The organism is Kaistella sp. SH40-3, assembly GCF_030686865.1.
Taxonomy (GTDB): Bacteria; Bacteroidota; Bacteroidia; order Flavobacteriales; family Weeksellaceae; genus Kaistella.
The window spans coordinates 1-17015 of record NZ_JAQYUS010000001.1 but is presented as its reverse complement, the minus strand read 5'-3'; the positions used below and the strand labels follow the sequence as shown (position 1 = coordinate 17015).

The window sequence follows — 17015 nt, the reverse complement described above, 5'->3', positions numbered from 1 at the left end:
CATCAGGACATCCTTTTTCAATGGTACAGTATACTAATCCATTCGCTGTTGATTTTTTTCAAGTGGAAATCAAACCATTCAGAGATTCTTGTATATAGATCCTCCCTGTTGGTCTTATCCTGAAAATCATGGCCCTGACCTTTGTAAAATAAAGCGGTCACTTTTTTATGATTGCGGCGCAAACCCATATAAAATTCCATACTCTGATCCCACACTATATTTTCATCTTTGGTTCCCGCCCACAACAATATCGGACCGGATACTTTTTCTGCATGATAAATGGGGCTGTTATCAATATACAGCTGCTTATCCTCCGCAAAAGATTTAAACATTCTGTATTGTTGCTCTTCAAACTGCCAGAAAAAAGGACTCACAAAATTATAGTTAAAAGAATGATAGGAACGCACCAAATCACTGTTGGCCGATCCGCTTAAGTAGGCCGCAAAGCGTGTACTTTGCGTCGCAATAAAGTTGGTTTGGTAGCCACCGTGCGAGTGCCCCATGAGGCCTACTTTTTGAAAATCGATGGAGGAAAGAGTCTGTAAAGCATCGAGTGAACTTTCAACACAATCCAAGGCAGATCTTCCTGGTCCTCTGCTGTCGTAAACAATATCCGGTAGATATACAAAATAACCGCGGTTCAAATAGTGTCTTATGTTCATTCCTTCAATCCTACCAGAAAATCCATCCCTCAAATAACGGTTGACCTGGCTTCTTAGCATTTCATAAATACCCACAATCATCGGATATTTCTTATGTGAATCGTAAGTTGTTGGATAAAATAGTATCCCTTTCAGCGGCACTCCTTTAGAATTGGTGAAACTGATCGTCTCCTGTCTGATCTCCTTTGATTTTTTATCCTGCGGATTGCTGTTAAAAATTACGCTTTCCCGCCCGCCTTTATTCAGTGTCAGTTCAAAAGGGCGGTTGTAATTGCTTTTTAAATACATACAACTTTTTTGATCTGGCATCAGCGTTGCCATATTCACAAAATCAATAGAGGGAGTGTAGAGTTCTCGGAACCGACCCTTATGGTAAATACCCATCCCCTGCTCTGCGGTGTCAGGATTGGTAATTTTAATCAGCAGTGGTTCTTTCTCATCATAGGTATTTTTGTAAAACATATTTTCAATTCCTATGGTTGCCTTGTTTATATTAACCGCTGTGCTTTCGTACCCCGCTCGCAGGGTGGTGGGGCGGAGTTTTTTCTCCTTGATATCGTAAACAGCGAGGTGGGGTTCGGTAAAAAGGATCTGCAAGCCGTTTCGGGCAAAGTAAGGTTTAGACCCGGCGGCGGCTGGGATAACGGTTTTTTCTTTAGTATCGATACGGTACAGAACCCAATCTTTATTATCATATGACAGAAGAAACCTTCCCTCCCTGTCTAAATAATTATAGATGCCAGTCTTTCCCAGAAAATCATAGGTGTTGTTGGCGATGTCATACCGGTGAATTTCGTAATTAATGCGTTCATGCGTATAATCCTGATGAAGTGCAGGGTCTAGAGCGAGCAGATAATTTGGATTTCCCACGTTCATCTGTTTCGGGAATTCTGATGCGTCCAGCTCCTTTACGGAATTGTCTGCGGTATTCCAGATAAAATGTTTTAACACCACATTGTTCTGAAACTTTTTACCCAGATTGTTGTCGTTCCCGTACCAGATGTCGACGGACGATTTCTGCTCTCTAGTCTGCTCCACTGCCAGGCTCACAAAGAAGTGATTCGGGCTGGTTTTCGAGACTACCGCGGGTCTTTTAATAGCATATCCCGCTTCGTTCTGCCAGATTGCCTCTTTTTCTCCGTCCGTCGTCAGGTAGTGGATAACTGCGTTTCCGCTCGCTGGATTGTTTTCATAAATAATGAGTTCAGCTCCCTCACAAAAACCAACGCGTATTTTTGAGGTCTCAGCCGTATATAGGTTCTTTGTGACTTGTGGAGACCACTCCGCGAGTATCCAGCGGGAACCCCTTTTCTTCGTATAGAACAGACGGCCTTCCTTATACTCTACAGCAGTAACGTCCCTGATTTCCTCCTGCAGTTCTACCTCCTCATTATAAATTTGCAACATGTCGTTCTGAAGTATCGCAATGCGGTTATACGATTCAAGGAAAATGGCCTTTGAAATGCCTGACCATAGGGTAGGTTTCAGATCTGGCAACTTAAGGTATTGGGCATTTGCAACTCCGCTCATAAACAGATATCCTTTAGGCGAATATTTTATGGAGATGGGATATACCCCTGCGGTTTGGTAAACAATATGGTTTGGTTTATCAACAGAAAGCAGTACAAGAGTATCGCTTGAATATTCGTAAGTCTTCTGAAAGGAAATGTATTTCTGATTCGGCGAACTTTTAATCCAAGACATCTCATACGTTTTACCTTTAAAGCCAACTCTCTTCCGATCTTCACCGGATTGAGCGGACAGTAGTGTCGTCGTCAGTATAAGGATAAATAAGATTTTAATAGCCATCGTTTTGGGGTTTTAAGCGGGGGTTAACAAGCAATTCTGATGCAGGCAGCGGCCAATTTTGGTGAAAAGGCTGCCAGTTGGTTTTATACGGGATCAGGCTGTTGAGTCTGCCGTTTCTTTTCAGGGTAAGAAATCTCATTCCTTTTTCGGTGAAAAACTCTTTGCAACTTTCATCGATAATCTCCGTCACCAGTTCTTGTTTAGTTAAAGTATCCGGTAAAGGTGCTAGTCCAGCCTTCTGTTTCACTGCGTTGAGAAAAGGTAGTGCTTCAGAAATTTTGTTTTGTTGCGCCAAGTTTTCCGCAAGTAGGAGGTAGGCTTCTTCCAGCCGAACTACAATGGAATACTCATCAGTATTATTTACTGTTTTTTGATACTTGTCGGCGCGATAGTACGTTTTCTGGTTAATCAGCAGCGGTTTAATCCAAGCCTGTCGCCGGAGATCATTAGAGGTAAATGATGCGAATAAGTTATCTGAAAGTGTATAGGTATTAGGGACTGCAGTAATGAAATAAAAGAGCAGCGCTTCGGGAGTGGCATCATTTGCTTTGAGCGGTTTAAGCTGCCACAGGATATGCTTTCCTGTAGTTTTAAAGGTTTTCGTCAAGTCGGGTTGCCACACGTAAACCGGGTTTTGCACGATGCCGCGCAAAAGGGCTTCTGCTTCCTGCCATTTTGAACGTTTCATCATTACTGTTGCCAGGATAAGTTCTGCCGTCTTCCGGTTGGCATATATCCGTTCGTTATTTCTGTACGAATCATTCAGCATGAGGGCGGCCTGCTGCAGGTCATTTTCGATTTTCATCAGGACTTCCGCTTCTTCAGTTTTCGCGAGACTCTGATTCACTGAATAGTCTGTGGAAACGGTATAGGGGATGTCACCGAATATGCTGGTCAGGTAGTAATATACAAGTGAACGTAAAAACAGCGCCTCCCCGTGAATTCTTCTTTGGTCGTCTTCTGTAATGCCTGCACTAACTTTAACCCCGTTTATAATAACATTTGCCATATAAATCTCCTTGTACGCATTTGTCCATACTGATTTAATCCTTGTATTGGTTGCGATTTGCGTATTGTTATAAAGGTCATACTCTGCATTCTGTGTATTGATACCATAAGAATACAGTTCATCCGTGTAGGTGCCGAGCAATGCTCCGGCTCCGCCTGCACCTCCGCTTAACAGAGAATATGCCTGAAATTCTGCATAGAGGTTACTTAAGGCGGCATCAGCTGTACTGACCGATTCAAATACTTGTGCAGAACTGATTTGATTCACAGGGGGTGATACTTCTAAGGCATCTTCACATGCAGACAAAGTAAAGGCTGCTGTAAAAATACCTGCCATATAGGTGATATTTTTTATTTTCATTAGTAGATGTTTATAAGGTTATGAGAAATCCTAGAGAGAAGGTCTTTAGTGGAGGTAGATAACCCGAAGTGATGAACTCAGGATCTAGGCCGAAATATTTAGTCCATGTCCAGATGTTCTGTCCCTGCAGGTATACTGACGCTTCGCGTATAGGCGGGTTTCGAAGGGGTAATCGGTAGTTTAGCTGTATGTTTTTGAGACGGATAAAAGAAGCGTCTCCTACTGCTGCAATACTGTTTCTCAGATTTCCCGTGAGGGTATTGGTTAGAGCATGATTTCCCGGCGTGTAAGGCATAATAATACCGTCCTGATTTTCAGCTGACCATACATCCAGGAATTCATTAGGCTGATTTAGCATTCCACCTGGAACAGCCATTGTTCTGTAATAATTCCAGTTTTGTTGTTTTGTGAACTGAAACAGAACAGAAATATCGATGTTCCTATATTTGAGGGTGCTGTAAAGCCCGCCGAAATATTCCGGACCAAGGGTTCTTATTGCTTTGGCATCGTCTGGGGTGGTAATTTTACCGTCACCGTTAAAATCCCTGAATTCATATTGGCCAGTATTACGGTTGATTCCGAGATAGTCAAAAAGCTTGACCGTATAAATTGATTCACCAATTATATACGTGTTCGCATAGGATGAATTTTCCAGATCGGGAAATGCCAGAAGTTTATTTTTAGGGATACTGATGTTGAATCCCGCTGTCCATTTCCAATTACTATTATTGACCGGTGTACTTCCAAAATCAACTTCGATACCGCTGTTTTCTACTGTCGCATCGAGATTTGCAAGTATTGAACTGAATCCCGTAACGGTGGAAAGAGGGATGCCGATTAGCTGATTGGAGGATCTGTTTCTGTACCATGCAGCAGTAAGGGTTAGGCGGTCACGCAGAAAGGACAGTTCTACAGCTGATTCTATTTTGTCCGTACGTTCCCACGAATAGTCCGGATTGAAGAGACGGGAAGGGTAGAGGCCCGGAATATTGTTATAAGCCGACGTGGACAGTGTGAAAGTATCCGTAAACTGGTAGTCACCCACAGCATCGCTTCCTGTATGTCCATAGCTTCCTCTTATCTTGGCCAAGGACAGCCAGCGTATGTTTTTCATAAAACGTTCTTCAGAGATAATCCATGCAGCGCCGACAGCGCCGAAGTTTGCAAATTTTTTGTTGGGTCCGAAACGGCTCGATCCGTCTCTACGGGCAGTAAGGTTTACAATATAGCGGTTGGCAAACTGGTAGTTAAGTCTGCCGAAAAAAGCAGCATAACGGTATTCGTTGTCGATAAACGGTGAGATCGTCACGGTTGCTGCAGCTGCTATATTCTGGAGCAGTGCATTGCTTGCAAAACCGGTTCCTCTCATCGCAGATGACTTTGTTTCGGTTTGCTGATAAGTAATTCCGGCTAGGACATTCAATTCATGTAATGCAAACTTCTTCTTCCAGTCCACTTGTGGTTCCGCTAAGTAAGAAAGCACCGCGCCTGTTGCGCGCGCTGCTGAGGAATAGGCAGGACTGGTACTTGAAGCCGATGACGGAATATACATGGTATTGGGCGAAAGTGAAAATTCTTCCAGCTCTTGATGGGTAAATCCTGTATTGAGTTTGATGGAAAAATCTCCCCCCGGGCGATAAACAAGATTAAGGTTTTGGTTGATGAGCTGGGTTTTGTTAGAATAGCTTGCATTCACCTGACTCAGTGGATTATTAAAAGTGTTGTTTTGCCAATTGAGGTTACCCGCTGCGTCATATAATGCCGGAGCATTCGGTGATAGGCTAATTGCCCTGCCGGTAATATCTTGATTTAAACTGTTATTGCCGGTGAATGAAAATGAATTAGATAGACCTGCGACAAGGCGTGCGTCTTGAGAGCGATAGGTATAACTGCTGGTAAATGTATTTATCTTATAATGGTGGTCTCCTGGAAAAACTGAAGTTTGGTCGTTGTGTCCTGCACTGATACTGAAACTGTTCTTTTCTGATCCGCCAGACACTGCAACGCGTGCGCTAAAATTCTCTGCTGTTCCTCCTATAAGTTCTTTTTGCCAGTCGGTATGCCGGTCAGGGTCCCATGTTCCGTTGATGTCATACGCGTTAGCAGGATAATTCACGGTTCCCACATTGGCGTATGCTTGCCTTCGCATGCTTAAATATTCCTGAGTATCCATCATCTTAAGTTTGCCAGCTACTGTACTGTAGGAGGTCGCAGCACTGGCAGTCACGCGTACAGCTCCTGCTTTGCCTCTTTTCGTCGTAATCAGGATGACTCCGTTACCACCACGGCTTCCGTAGATGGCGGTAGCATCTGCATCCTTAAGCACGGCAATACTTTCGATATCATCAGGATTCAGGGCATTAAGTGGGTTGATATTGCTTGTGGGAAGAACTCCGATGGAATATGCAGAAGGCAACTTCCCAATCCACGGGACTCCATCCACAATATACATTGGCTGATTGCCGTTAGTACTGCTGTTCAGTATATTTCTCAGACTATTCCTTCCTCTAATCTGTACATCGTACCCACCTCCTGGAGTACCTGTGTTCTGTACGATGCTTACGCCTGCCATTCTGCCCTGCACCGCAGAGAGTACATTGGTGACTGGTTGGTTTTCAATATCTTTGGCTGTAACCCTTGCGATACTGCCAGTACTTTCTCGGGCTTTGACGTTATAATACCCCGCATTGAGTACCACTTCTTCAATCGACTTTACTTTTTCTGTAAGAGAAATCGTAAAAGTGGATTTCCCATTGGTGGTGATTTTTCTTTCTGCATACTCCGGATGTCGGAAAATGAGTATGGGATTTTCGCCACTAATTTGGAGGTTGAACGTTCCCGAGGAGGAAGTAGTAGTTACTTGGTTCGTTCCTTCTTGCGTGACGATTACTCCGCCGATGGGTTTTTCTTTGTCGTTTACTGTTCCCGTAACAGTACGGGTTTGTGCCTTGGCCTGCGAATGAATCGCAGAAAATATCAGGCAACAGGAAACAACTCCTATGTTGGATAGGATTTTTTTCATAGTTTTGTTTTAGATTTTTAGTTCATTTATGTACTGATAATTGTTACCGCTCTTTCCTGTGGTTTGTCGACGGTGGGAAAGGGCTTTTTTTTTAGATGATAGAAAAAAGAAAAAAGATGATAGACTAAATGGGGAATTGTTCCGCACATTAGGCTTTAATTCATTCTCTCTTTATTCTTTCTCTTAATTCTCAACTCTTGCCTTAAATTTTAAACCTTCGACCTAGGAGTTATTTGCGTTAAGAAAAATTGAGATTTCTTCCGAAACAAATCTTCTAAATTATTACCGCCTAAAAATTCCCTCTGTTTGAGTGGCGGCAAAAAATGATGTACACAAAAACCCATAGACTTTCCGCCCGAGTTTGGGGATTTTCTTAGAAGAAATCTCAATTTTTTAGTAAATAAATCCAAGTCTTGATTTTTTTGGTTCTTTTTTCATCAAGGAAAAAAGAATGAAACCTCGGATCGTCTTAGGGGAAAGCGTGTAGAAACACTTTTTACAGTGGGGTCACTTTCCCGCTAAAGACAAATCCTTTTGAAAAAATTGATAAGAATGTTTCTCTTTTCTAAAAACTATCGTTGTAGTGGAAGAGGAGTCTGTTCATGTTTGGTTATGTGAAAAAGATAGAATTATAGAAAGGTCATTGTATTAACCTGATTTCCCGCGAAGCTCGTAAGCTGCAATGGTTTTGCACACCACTGTACCATGCATATCCATACTAAAAATTTTATCTTTTATATGGAGATTCTTGTTTTTTTACAAAGTTTTCATTGTTCTGTCAAACTTAAAATAATAATGAAATAAAGACCGTTAGTACTTGGAAATGATCATTATGACCCAGAATCCTAAGCATTATTTTGTACTAATACAAAGAAATGAATTAATATTCGTGCGAAAAAATAAAATAGGTTGACTTTTATTTGTATTAGGTTGACTTTTATTAATATATTTGCTGTAATAAAAATTATCAATTATGGAAAAAGCTGTTAGAATTGGCCCTAATATTAAATTTCTCAGAAATCTAAAGGGTCTTAAGCAAGACGCGGTAGCTATTGAGCTTGGAATAAGCCAGGCAGAATATTCGTTAATAGAAAATTCTGATCTTATTGATGATGAAATTATTTTTCAGATTGCTAAAATACTTAATGTTACAGCTGAAGTGATAAAGGAATTCAACGAGAGTCAGGCATTTTACAGCATTGAAAATAAAGTGGATAACACTACAATAACTGAACATGCACATGGAATCCATCAAGTCTTTAGTCCGATTGAAAAAGTTGTAGAATTGTATGAACGGCTGTTAGCAAGTGAAAAAGAAAAGATAGAAATACTTAAAAGTAAAAATAACAATTAAACAACTCCGACATGACTGAAATTTTCACGAATAAAGCTAGCCTAAAAAGAGGACGAAAAATTGAACGCGTTAGGAAACTAAGAGGGTTTACGCAATCTGACTTAGCAGAAAAACTTGGTGTTTCCAAACAAGCCATTTCCAAGCTTGAACAAGCGGAAAATATTGGCGACGAGAAATTAAATGAAGTGGCAATTGCATTGGGTGTTACTTTTGAAGGTTTACGCGATTTTACAGAAGATAAAGTACTATACAATACCAATAATTTCTATGATAATTGTGGTGTAACTGCATCAAACATTGTAGCCAATGTAGAGACCTTAAACAACCCCTTAAAGGAAACTATTGAAATGTTTGAAAGACAGTTGCAGGCAGCAAGAAAGGATTTACTAGAAATTGTTAAGAACAATATTAGCCGAAATGAATGAAGTATTATCTCGACTAAAAAAACCGAGAGCATTATTTGATTTTGAATTTGACATTACGAAATACAGAATTGAAGTATAATCCTGACGAGCGTTGGGGTTTTTGTTTTTATACAAGATGTCCCAGTTCAATTCTGATACCGGGTACCGGAATTCTACTTCGCAATTTCTTGATAATATCGATCTGAGCATTGTTGTAGGGCTTTTTCAGTTTCTTTTATATCGTTTTGAAGTTGTACGACCCAGGCGCAAAGCAAGATGATGATTAGTACTGCGATAATGTTGTAGATTTTTAGGGTTTTCATGAGATTGGTTTTTGCAAATATAAAGTATAAGTGAAAGAAACAGAGGTTTTTGGGAAGATTACAAAGGGTTAAAAGACCCTTTTATGGGTTTTTTGAGGATCGTAAACGGTAAGAGTTTGTATATTTGAAATTTAACAGAAATTTTATAATCAACTATTTATTAGATGAACTCACCAAAATATTTAGGTCACAAACCAATTATCAGTGTCAATGATTATGATAAAATTGACGCTCAATACAAAAATAATATAGATGTAAAAGCACTTTCAATTGGAACTGCACCATATGATTTTGATGAAATTTCTTTAAAAGTTTGGAGACACACTTCTACAAAATGGAGCAGACAGAGTGAAGAAATTGCGTTACATAGAAGTATAGATTTAAATATTTTGCTTGTTGCAAGTTTTTTGAAAGATATAACTTCCGATTATCCAAATAGTAATTTACGAGAAGAAGTCGATGATTTATCGAAAGTAAACTTAATTAAAGATTATTATAATGACGATGAAAGTTTTCTACGACCGAGACTTGAAGAACTACACGGAAAATTAAAAGAATTTTTAAAAAAATAATTATGAAAACCTGTTTACATTTATCAAAGATTGGAGATGAAGTATCTAGATTTTATCAAATCGTTGATGAGGATATCAATGTATCGGAAAATGATATCTTTGATTATTCGCTTTACTATTACAGATTAGATAGCGAAGCTCTAAAAGATTTTCAAAAACGTGAGTTAAAGTCAGGAAAATATATTGTAGAATCTATTAGAATTGATCCTGAAAACGATGCTGATAGAATAAGATATATATTCTTACGAGAAACTGAAGATTAAATAACCAAGTTTTAGTTTCATACCTCTTTCAAAAAGTTACCAAATTTTCAACAATCTTTTATTATTAAAATTTCATAAATCTTCCTATTCTTAATTTGATTAACTTTATAAATAATATATTTATCAAAAGAAATATCTTTGCAGACTAGAATTTGTATTTTAGGCAAGAATTTGATAGTGACAGATAATTAAAATAATGACGGGGGAAGAACTAATAAATTTAATTGGCTTAGACAGGGCCAAATCTGGAAATTCTAAGGGTGAAAAACTCTTGGAAAGTGAAGCTATTGTGTTTGACCAAGTTCGTAAATTTGGAGTTAATTCAATCTATTTCAATACAGATGAAAACGGCAATAGTTTTCCTGCCATATTTTTGAAAAAAATAAAGGTTTTTGATGTAGAAACGTTGCAAGTAATTGCCGATACTCACAGGAAAATATGGAATTATAAAAAAGTATTGTTCTTATATGTTTATTCCGAAACCGAAATTCGTATTTACAACTGTTCTGAAAAACCACTCATTAAAGCCAAAGTGGATTTTGATTACGAAAAAGAACTTCAAAACGTTGAAATAAAAGCGTATCAATTTTCAGACAAAAAGCAGTTTGAAGAACTCAACAAACTGTTTTCAAGAATTGCTGTTGATTCTGGAATTATTTGGACTTTGGAAGAAGCCCGATTTATCAGAGATAAAATCAATTTACAAAAAAGAGTTGATAAATATTTGGTAGATAGTTTAGTAAATACCGCTAATCAGCTCGAACAGCAGGGGCTTGAAATTAATTTCATTCATAAAATTATACTTCGTTCTTTATTCCTGTTATATCTTGAAGACAGAGGAGCAACGGACAAAAAATTATACGGTCAAATCAAAAAAGGAGCACAGTCCTATTTTGATATTTTAGATGATGTAAAAGCTACTTACCAATTGTATGAACGATTGGAAGACGATTTTAACGGAAATGTTTTTACATTAGAAAAAGACGAAAAAATATCTGTCGAGCAACTACAACTTATACAAAAGTGCTTCATTAGTGGTAATGACGATACTCCACAAACTAAATTGTTTGAAAATTGGCGTTTGTTTGATTTCAGCATTATTCAGATTGAATTACTGAGTGAGATTTATGAAAATTTTTTATTCAAAACTGACCCTGAATTAAAGAAAAAAACTGGAACATATTACACGCCTCCTGCGTTGGTAGAGTTCATTCTGAATGAAAAGTTGCCAATCAATAAAACGGATAAAAATTATAATATCAAAGTTTTGGATCCAAGTTGTGGTTCGGGTATTTTTTTGGTGGAAAGCTTTAAGCGATTGGTAAAACGCTACGAGAACCAACACAAAGAAAAACCGGATTTCGACACTCTGGTTAAGTTACTAAAAGAAAATATTTTTGGAATTGAAACTAATCCGCAAGCCATAAAAGTAGCGGCATTTAGTTTGTATTTGGCGTTGGTTGATAAATTAGATCCAAAAAATTTATGGCAAAAGAAAAAGCATCGTTTGCCAAACCTTATCAATAATCCTAATGATAAGTTGTTAAAAGCATCAGGAAACAATTTATTTTGTAGAGATACGATTGCAGATTTATCAGAAGATACAGAACTAAAGGATTTTAAACTTATCGTTGGAAATCCGCCATTTGGCAAAATTCTTTCTGAAGAGAATGACAAACAGAGTGAGCATAAAAATTTAAGAGAATATTGTGAACGTGAAAAACTGGCAAAAGAAATGGTTTTGCCTTTTCTCCATAAAGCAACAAAGTTTGGTCCTAATGGTGAAATAGCTTTAATATTCAACACTAAAGTTTTAACCAACACAGGAGGAACTTACCGAAGTTTCAGGAAATGGCTATTCAATGATTGCTATGTAGAAAAAGTTTTTAACTTTTCTATTCTTCGAAACGCAAATGAAAATTTTGGTGGACAATTATTTGGCGATGCGACAGGACCGATTAGTATTGTGTTTTATCAGAGAGAACAACCAGAGAAAGCGTCTGATAAAATTGCTTACTACGCTCCAAAAACATACATTAAAACCAATGTAATTGATGGCTTAAGTATTGATTTTACAGACTTAAAATACCTTCCAAGAGAAGAATGTCAGAAACCCGACACCAAAATTTGGAAAATTGCAATGTGGGGAGGAATGAATGATTGGGAACTAATAAATAGAGTTTCTGAAAAATTCAATACGTCAATTGGAGAATTCTTAGAAAATAATAAGGAGGAATATCATTTTGGTTCAGGTTTACATTCTCCAACAGAAAAACAGCTAAAAGAGAATAAAACATTTAGCCCTTCCAAGGTTATTAATCTTAGGAAAGTTCAACGATTTTATACATTAAAATCGGCGGAAGCACCTTCTCAAAAAGTATATAGGAGCATCAATCAAAATATTTTCAAACCACCTTATTTGATTATAAAAGAAGGTCTAAAGAATAAAGAATTTTGTGCAAGTTGGATAGATTACAAATCTTATCATACAGGCGCTTTCAGTATCTCGTCAATAGACCAGCACAATAATTTCATATTAAAATTATTGTGTAGTTTAATTAATTCCTCATTTGCTAAATATTACTTGTCACTAACATCTGCATCTTGGGGCATTGAGAGAGAAAGAGTTCAATCCAATGAAACATTGACTCTTCCGATGCCAATAGACATTAATAAGAAAGTCATTTTAAAATTAGAACTAAAATTTGATGAGTTGATAAAATTGATTCAAGATGATTTTGATTTTGTAAAAACAAAACCTGTTGAATCAGAAATCAATAAAATTATTTTGCAAGATTTATTTTTATTCTCCGATTCTGACAAATGGGCTATTGATGATTTGACTAACTATTCAATCGACCTTTTCGAGAATAAAGAAAAATCAATTGCACTTTATTCTGTTCTTCCAGAGCAGATAACAGAATACGGAAAAACAATGAGTGTTGAACTTACCGAATTTCTTGACGGGCAGGATTTATTTGCAAATGCTACCGTCTATTCCATTAATAGGTTCACGCCTTTGATGATGATAAAACTTTCTCACGAGAATATAAAAAAAGATGTTTTTATTTCAAAAGAAAATGTTGATAAAGAATTGAAACAATTAGACAAATGTTTATGGGAGAAGAAAGCAACAAACATCTATTTCAGAAAAAAACTGAACTATAAAAAAGGAGATGATATTTATATCATTCGTCCAAACCAACGGAGGTTTTGGTCAAAATCAATGGCTCTTGAAGATGCATCGGAGTTAATTCTTGAAATCTTAAACGGAATTCACGATGAAACTAAGTGAGATATACAAAAAAGGCTTTGAAAATCAATGCTTTGTGTTACTTGTTGATGCATACAACACTTCTTTATCTGAAAAGATAATACAATTAAATTGGGAAGAAAATGATATTTCACAAGAATTGTATGAAAAAATAGATGCAGACCCCCAAAGATTAAAATGGAACATAACACCTTTTAGAGAGTTTTATTTACCTCAAAATATAAAGAAGGAAAAGGGGTTTGCAAATAAACTATCTAGAATTGACTTACGAATGTCTACTATTTCTGGAAATTTAGAATATAAATATTTTTGTGAAGCCAAACGACTTAAAAAAGCAGATTCGAAGCTAAAAAGAGGATATATAAACGAAGGGATGGATAGGTTTATTTTTAAAAAATATCCAATGGGATGTATGTTGGGTTATGTACTTGAAGGCGACATCGACGGTACACTAAAAGGTATTAATTCATTGTTAGAAAAGGACGGAAGAAATATTGAAACTTTAGAGCAAAAATCGTGTAAGCTGCTGAAAGATTATTTTGAATCTCATCACGCTGAAATAGGAACATTGAAGCATATGTTTTTTAACTTTGGAACCATCTAAAATGTTTAATTTAGCACTATGAATCCAAGTATTAGAGAATATCAGAAATCCAACAGTATTACGTTTGCTAAAACCGATGGCAGGTTTGGGGGCCTATCTAATATGGCTCCAGGTTACCCTTTGTTCATTAATGAAGTGAACATTCAGAGCGTTGAAATCTTATATCAAGCATGCAGGTTTCCCGATGGAATAGGGTATTTCAGGTTCTGCAATTCTGATGAATTACCTTATAAAGCATATGTAGAAGTAATACCTTTCAAAAAGGTAATTAAAAATGCCAAAGAGAGAAATAAAGTGTTATTTGATAAACTAAATATATCTTAAGACTTGCTATTCTTCAATATGTGCAAATGTGGATGTAATTGACCACCGCTGCCGCAATATTTGTCGTATGATTAATTGGATACAAATATTGCTATAATGTATGTAGAATGTGCGATGTGTAATGATGTACAGAGGAAGGAATTCGTGAAAGTTCGCTGATTTCCACTAGTGGTTTTTGAGTTATTAAAACTATCTGTAATTGATTTAAGATAAGTGATAGAGCTTTTCTATTGTAATTAAAATTCTTTTTTATTTTTTGTACAACAAATTTGCATAGATTTGGTTACATATTAGATACTAATATAATTATTAATACATTTGCAAACTTATTTTCGGTAATGGATAAAATTAACGCTATAAAATATATAATTTTTCAAGTTGCAGTAGAGTTCAACAAATATCACTCTGCGGCTGAAAATGACATTAAGTATTTTAATGAACATAATAATTTTAATTTGTCAAAATGCTTAATGCTTCCGTACATAATCACAATAGCTAATGGGAAAAAGAACTTTTTTTTAAATGAAGATGGAATTTTTAAAAATTCTTTTTTACCTATTATTGCAAGAAATAATGAAAAAGTTGTTATAGGAAACTTAGATGTAGAATTTATTCTTTATAATGAATTGAGTTTAGATTTGAAATTTAATAATGATGGCAATCTTATTCTTGATGATAATTTTTTTAATCAAACCTTCAATTTAGATAAAGATTTGATTGCAATCATTAATTATAGTATTCAGTTTTTTATTGCTAGGCGATATGATGACTTTGCAATCCTGAATTCCGCAGTACTTGCAAAACTTACCATTCAAAATTCTGCATTTGAAGTAATTCAAAAATTTATTAAAAGTAAAAACATTCAGGAGGAAAGTATTATTGTTAAGTTATTTAATATTGTGATCTCGCAATCTGTTTATTTTACATCATTTAATGATAGTCTAGAAGAAAAATTTGAATTAGAAGATTCTCATGGAGACTAGGCATATAAAAAAAACGAAAACAATTCTTGAAAAAACGAGTAGGACTTTAATTAAAATTAAGTCTTTAATTGAGAATTGCAATCAAAATACCCAAAATGAAGCGATTGAAATTGAAATAAATACAAAGTGGAGCACTGCTTATCAGGATTTATTTTTATCTATTGCTAGAGGAGAATATTATTTATTTGATTGTTCACGAAAATTAAAGTTAATTAAAAGGATTTTAGAGGAAATAGACAATTTAAATTATGAACTAGATCAAGAAGAAAAATATAATTTTGACCATGCTTATAATCAATATTTGTACCTTAATCAACATATAACAAACAGATGTAATGAGAAATATGCTGATATAATATTGAATATTGAGATGAATAGAAATATTTATCCTAGAAAACAAGATGATTACAATTTTTTTTGGATTTTTAGTGTGAGTATAAAACTAGCGGTTATTGATGAAGGGTATAGTGCTGATAATGATACATTAGGGCAATTGGGAAGGATTCACCATGATTTAAGTTTTGCTATCAAGAAAAAGCTTTTAATGGGTTACGATGAAATCCTTAAGATGCTAAAATTGAAATGTTCTTTACTGATTTATAAATTATACAGTAGAAAACAAAAAGACAGTAATGTTGAAACAACATTTTTAATTTTTAATGATTCAACTTTTGATGACATTAAACTCGAACTTTTACAAGATGAATTTGGGAAATCTTTTTGTGAAATAATTGAGAAACACTATTTTAATGATGAAATAGTAGAATTTAAATATGTAGGTGAACTTTTTAAATCAAATAATTCCTTTGATACTAAAAAAGTAAATGTCAATAATATCCATTTTTTCACTAAAAGAGTAAAAAAATACTTGAAGCAAGTAGAATTTGGTGATAAAAGTATTACGTATGAAGAAAAAAGAAGTTTTGAAAATATTATACAACGGATAAGAAAAATAATTGATGATAAAGATAATTTAGAATTACCTTTTAAGATTTTTGTAAATAATTCCAACTCTATTGTTTATAAAACAGCTTCAAACCTCATTAACAATTGTGAGTATAGGATAAATGCGCACTATGCTATTTATTCATTGAAAGACAAAGAAAACCCTTCTTTTACTGAATTAAAGAAAAGTTTTGAAACTATTGAAAGTCATTTTAAGGAAATTAAAAAATTAGAGCCAAAACATTTAGACAACTTCATGTTGTATAAGAATCATTTGGAACATTTGTTTTTTTTTCTTAGAAATATAGAAAGGAATAAAGTTAAAATTAACAATGATGATGAAGATTTTGAAAACTTGATTGAAAAAATTTTACTGAGTGCAAGCGGTACATTGAAAAGTTTGAAGTCTAAAATTCAAACTGCGAAAAAGTACAAGTTAATGCCTTATTATATTGAAATTGATAAATGTTTTGATAATGTTTCGTTTAAATTTTCAGATAGCCAATATATTTTACCTAGTGATTATGAAAGACTTTTAGAGGGTTGTGAGGAAAGTAAGGTAAATCTAGATGATTATGCAGAAAAAATAAGATTTTATATTGTCCCTAAAAATATTAGGGAAGCTTTTAAACAAGAATTTAAAAAGGAGGTAAAAGAACATCAATATAATATAATTACAATCATAGGTTTATATGCTGGTTTTATAACCTTTATCTTAAGTTCTGGTAATACATTAGCAAATGCTTCTGATTTTTCAATTGCTACAATAATCCCTTCAATTGCAGTGATAGGTTTTGTTTTATTCTACTTCATTATTTCCATCAAATTATTATTTTCTGATCCAAAATCACTAATAACAGGATGGAAGTTTTGGTGGATGATAATTTCATTAATTATAATAATTCCTCTTATTGTAGTCATATTGTATAAAAATATTGCTTTTTAATAGTTAACATATTTAATTATTAACGATTTTAATAGAGTAAAACTCCCGATGTCTCGGATTTGCAATCCGTGACGTTTTCAACATAGCGTGATTTTCCCCTCGCTGCTGCGTGATTGCATCGCATTGCGCTCTGTAGCAATAAATGTTTTTTTGATAATTGC

General features: G+C 35.3%; 13 protein-coding genes. 9 read left to right on the top strand and 4 right to left on the bottom strand.

Annotated features, from left to right (window positions below; genetic code table 11):
• Window positions 1-17: 17 nt before the first annotated feature.
• From PUH65_RS00065 to PUH65_RS00055, 3 genes are read right to left on the bottom strand one after another with little or no spacing between them, the layout of a single operon-like run.
• Window positions 18-2471: a S9 family peptidase gene (locus PUH65_RS00065; RefSeq protein ID WP_305517817.1), complete on the bottom strand. Its 2454-nt coding sequence runs from the start codon at window positions 2469-2471 to the stop codon at window positions 18-20.
• Window positions 2461-3840 (bottom strand): RagB/SusD family nutrient uptake outer membrane protein, encoded by a 1380-nt coding sequence (locus PUH65_RS00060; RefSeq protein WP_305517816.1) that lies wholly within the window; start codon window positions 3838-3840, stop codon window positions 2461-2463. Before PUH65_RS00060 ends, PUH65_RS00065 begins: the two co-directional genes overlap by 11 nt.
• 10 nt (window positions 3841-3850) lie before the next feature.
• On the bottom strand, window positions 3851-6862 hold the full coding sequence (locus PUH65_RS00055) for a SusC/RagA family TonB-linked outer membrane protein (RefSeq protein ID WP_305517815.1): 3012 nt from the start codon (window positions 6860-6862) through the stop codon (window positions 3851-3853).
• A 973-nt stretch (window positions 6863-7835) separates the two neighbouring features.
• Here PUH65_RS00055 and PUH65_RS00050 point away from each other — a divergent pair.
• Window positions 7836-8216: a helix-turn-helix domain-containing protein gene (locus PUH65_RS00050; protein ID WP_305517814.1), complete on the top strand. Its 381-nt coding sequence runs from the start codon at window positions 7836-7838 to the stop codon at window positions 8214-8216.
• Window positions 8217-8227: 11 nt separating this feature from the next.
• Window positions 8228-8641 carry a helix-turn-helix domain-containing protein gene (locus PUH65_RS00045; RefSeq protein ID WP_305517813.1) on the top strand — a complete coding sequence of 138 codons (414 nt, stop codon included), beginning with the start codon at window positions 8228-8230 and terminating at the stop codon, window positions 8639-8641.
• Between the two features lie 152 nt (window positions 8642-8793).
• On the opposite strand, the gene PUH65_RS00040 is transcribed toward PUH65_RS00045, so the two are convergent.
• Window positions 8794-8943: a hypothetical protein gene (locus PUH65_RS00040; RefSeq protein WP_305517812.1), complete on the bottom strand. Its 150-nt coding sequence runs from the start codon at window positions 8941-8943 to the stop codon at window positions 8794-8796.
• Window positions 8944-9107: 164 nt separating this feature from the next.
• Between PUH65_RS00040 and PUH65_RS00035 the strand changes: the two genes are divergently transcribed.
• The 7 genes from PUH65_RS00035 to PUH65_RS00005 all read left to right on the top strand — a co-directional run bounded on the left by PUH65_RS00035 (window position 9108) and on the right by PUH65_RS00005 (window position 16854).
• A complete protein-coding gene (locus PUH65_RS00035) occupies window positions 9108-9515 on the top strand; it encodes a DUF6530 family protein (protein WP_305517811.1) in 408 nt (135 codons plus the stop codon).
• Window positions 9516-9517: 2 nt separating this feature from the next.
• Entirely contained in the window at window positions 9518-9778 is a 261-nt protein-coding gene (locus tag PUH65_RS00030) for a hypothetical protein (protein WP_305517810.1), read from the top strand.
• Between the two features lie 196 nt (window positions 9779-9974).
• Window positions 9975-13073 (top strand): class I SAM-dependent DNA methyltransferase, encoded by a 3099-nt coding sequence (locus PUH65_RS00025; protein WP_305517809.1) that lies wholly within the window; start codon window positions 9975-9977, stop codon window positions 13071-13073.
• Entirely contained in the window at window positions 13060-13656 is a 597-nt protein-coding gene (locus PUH65_RS00020) for a hypothetical protein (RefSeq protein WP_305517808.1), read from the top strand. Before PUH65_RS00025 ends, PUH65_RS00020 begins: the two co-directional genes overlap by 14 nt.
• 18 nt (window positions 13657-13674) lie before the next feature.
• Complete coding sequence (locus tag PUH65_RS00015; RefSeq protein WP_305517807.1) at window positions 13675-13980, top strand: hypothetical protein; 306 nt, start codon at window positions 13675-13677, stop codon at window positions 13978-13980.
• Between the two features lie 338 nt (window positions 13981-14318).
• Window positions 14319-14963 carry a hypothetical protein gene (locus tag PUH65_RS00010; RefSeq protein WP_305517806.1) on the top strand — a complete coding sequence of 215 codons (645 nt, stop codon included), beginning with the start codon at window positions 14319-14321 and terminating at the stop codon, window positions 14961-14963.
• Window positions 14953-16854: a hypothetical protein gene (locus PUH65_RS00005; protein ID WP_305517805.1), complete on the top strand. Its 1902-nt coding sequence runs from the start codon at window positions 14953-14955 to the stop codon at window positions 16852-16854. The genes PUH65_RS00010 and PUH65_RS00005 overlap by 11 nt, the downstream gene beginning before the upstream one ends.
• The last annotated feature ends 161 nt before the right edge of the window (window positions 16855-17015 follow it).

Excerpts from the sequence above, each read along its gene's own strand:
- PUH65_RS00065 (WP_305517817.1), bottom strand. The coding sequence starts at position 2,471 with ATGGCTATTAAAATCTTATTTATCCTTATACTGACGACGACACTACTG.
- PUH65_RS00010 (WP_305517806.1), top strand. The coding sequence starts at position 14,319 with ATGGATAAAATTAACGCTATAAAATATATAATTTTTCAAGTTGCAGTA.
- PUH65_RS00055 (WP_305517815.1), bottom strand. The coding sequence starts at position 6,862 with ATGAAAAAAATCCTATCCAACATAGGAGTTGTTTCCTGTTGCCTGATA.
- PUH65_RS00040 (WP_305517812.1), bottom strand. The coding sequence starts at position 8,943 with ATGAAAACCCTAAAAATCTACAACATTATCGCAGTACTAATCATCATC.
- PUH65_RS00015 (WP_305517807.1), top strand. The coding sequence starts at position 13,675 with ATGAATCCAAGTATTAGAGAATATCAGAAATCCAACAGTATTACGTTT.
- PUH65_RS00005 (WP_305517805.1), top strand. The coding sequence starts at position 14,953 with ATGGAGACTAGGCATATAAAAAAAACGAAAACAATTCTTGAAAAAACG.
- PUH65_RS00050 (WP_305517814.1), top strand. The coding sequence starts at position 7,836 with ATGGAAAAAGCTGTTAGAATTGGCCCTAATATTAAATTTCTCAGAAAT.
- PUH65_RS00045 (WP_305517813.1), top strand. The coding sequence starts at position 8,228 with ATGACTGAAATTTTCACGAATAAAGCTAGCCTAAAAAGAGGACGAAAA.
- PUH65_RS00060 (WP_305517816.1), bottom strand. The coding sequence starts at position 3,840 with ATGAAAATAAAAAATATCACCTATATGGCAGGTATTTTTACAGCAGCC.
- PUH65_RS00020 (WP_305517808.1), top strand. The coding sequence starts at position 13,060 with ATGAAACTAAGTGAGATATACAAAAAAGGCTTTGAAAATCAATGCTTT.
- PUH65_RS00035 (WP_305517811.1), top strand. The coding sequence starts at position 9,108 with ATGAACTCACCAAAATATTTAGGTCACAAACCAATTATCAGTGTCAAT.
- PUH65_RS00030 (WP_305517810.1), top strand. The coding sequence starts at position 9,518 with ATGAAAACCTGTTTACATTTATCAAAGATTGGAGATGAAGTATCTAGA.
- PUH65_RS00025 (WP_305517809.1), top strand. The coding sequence starts at position 9,975 with ATGACGGGGGAAGAACTAATAAATTTAATTGGCTTAGACAGGGCCAAA.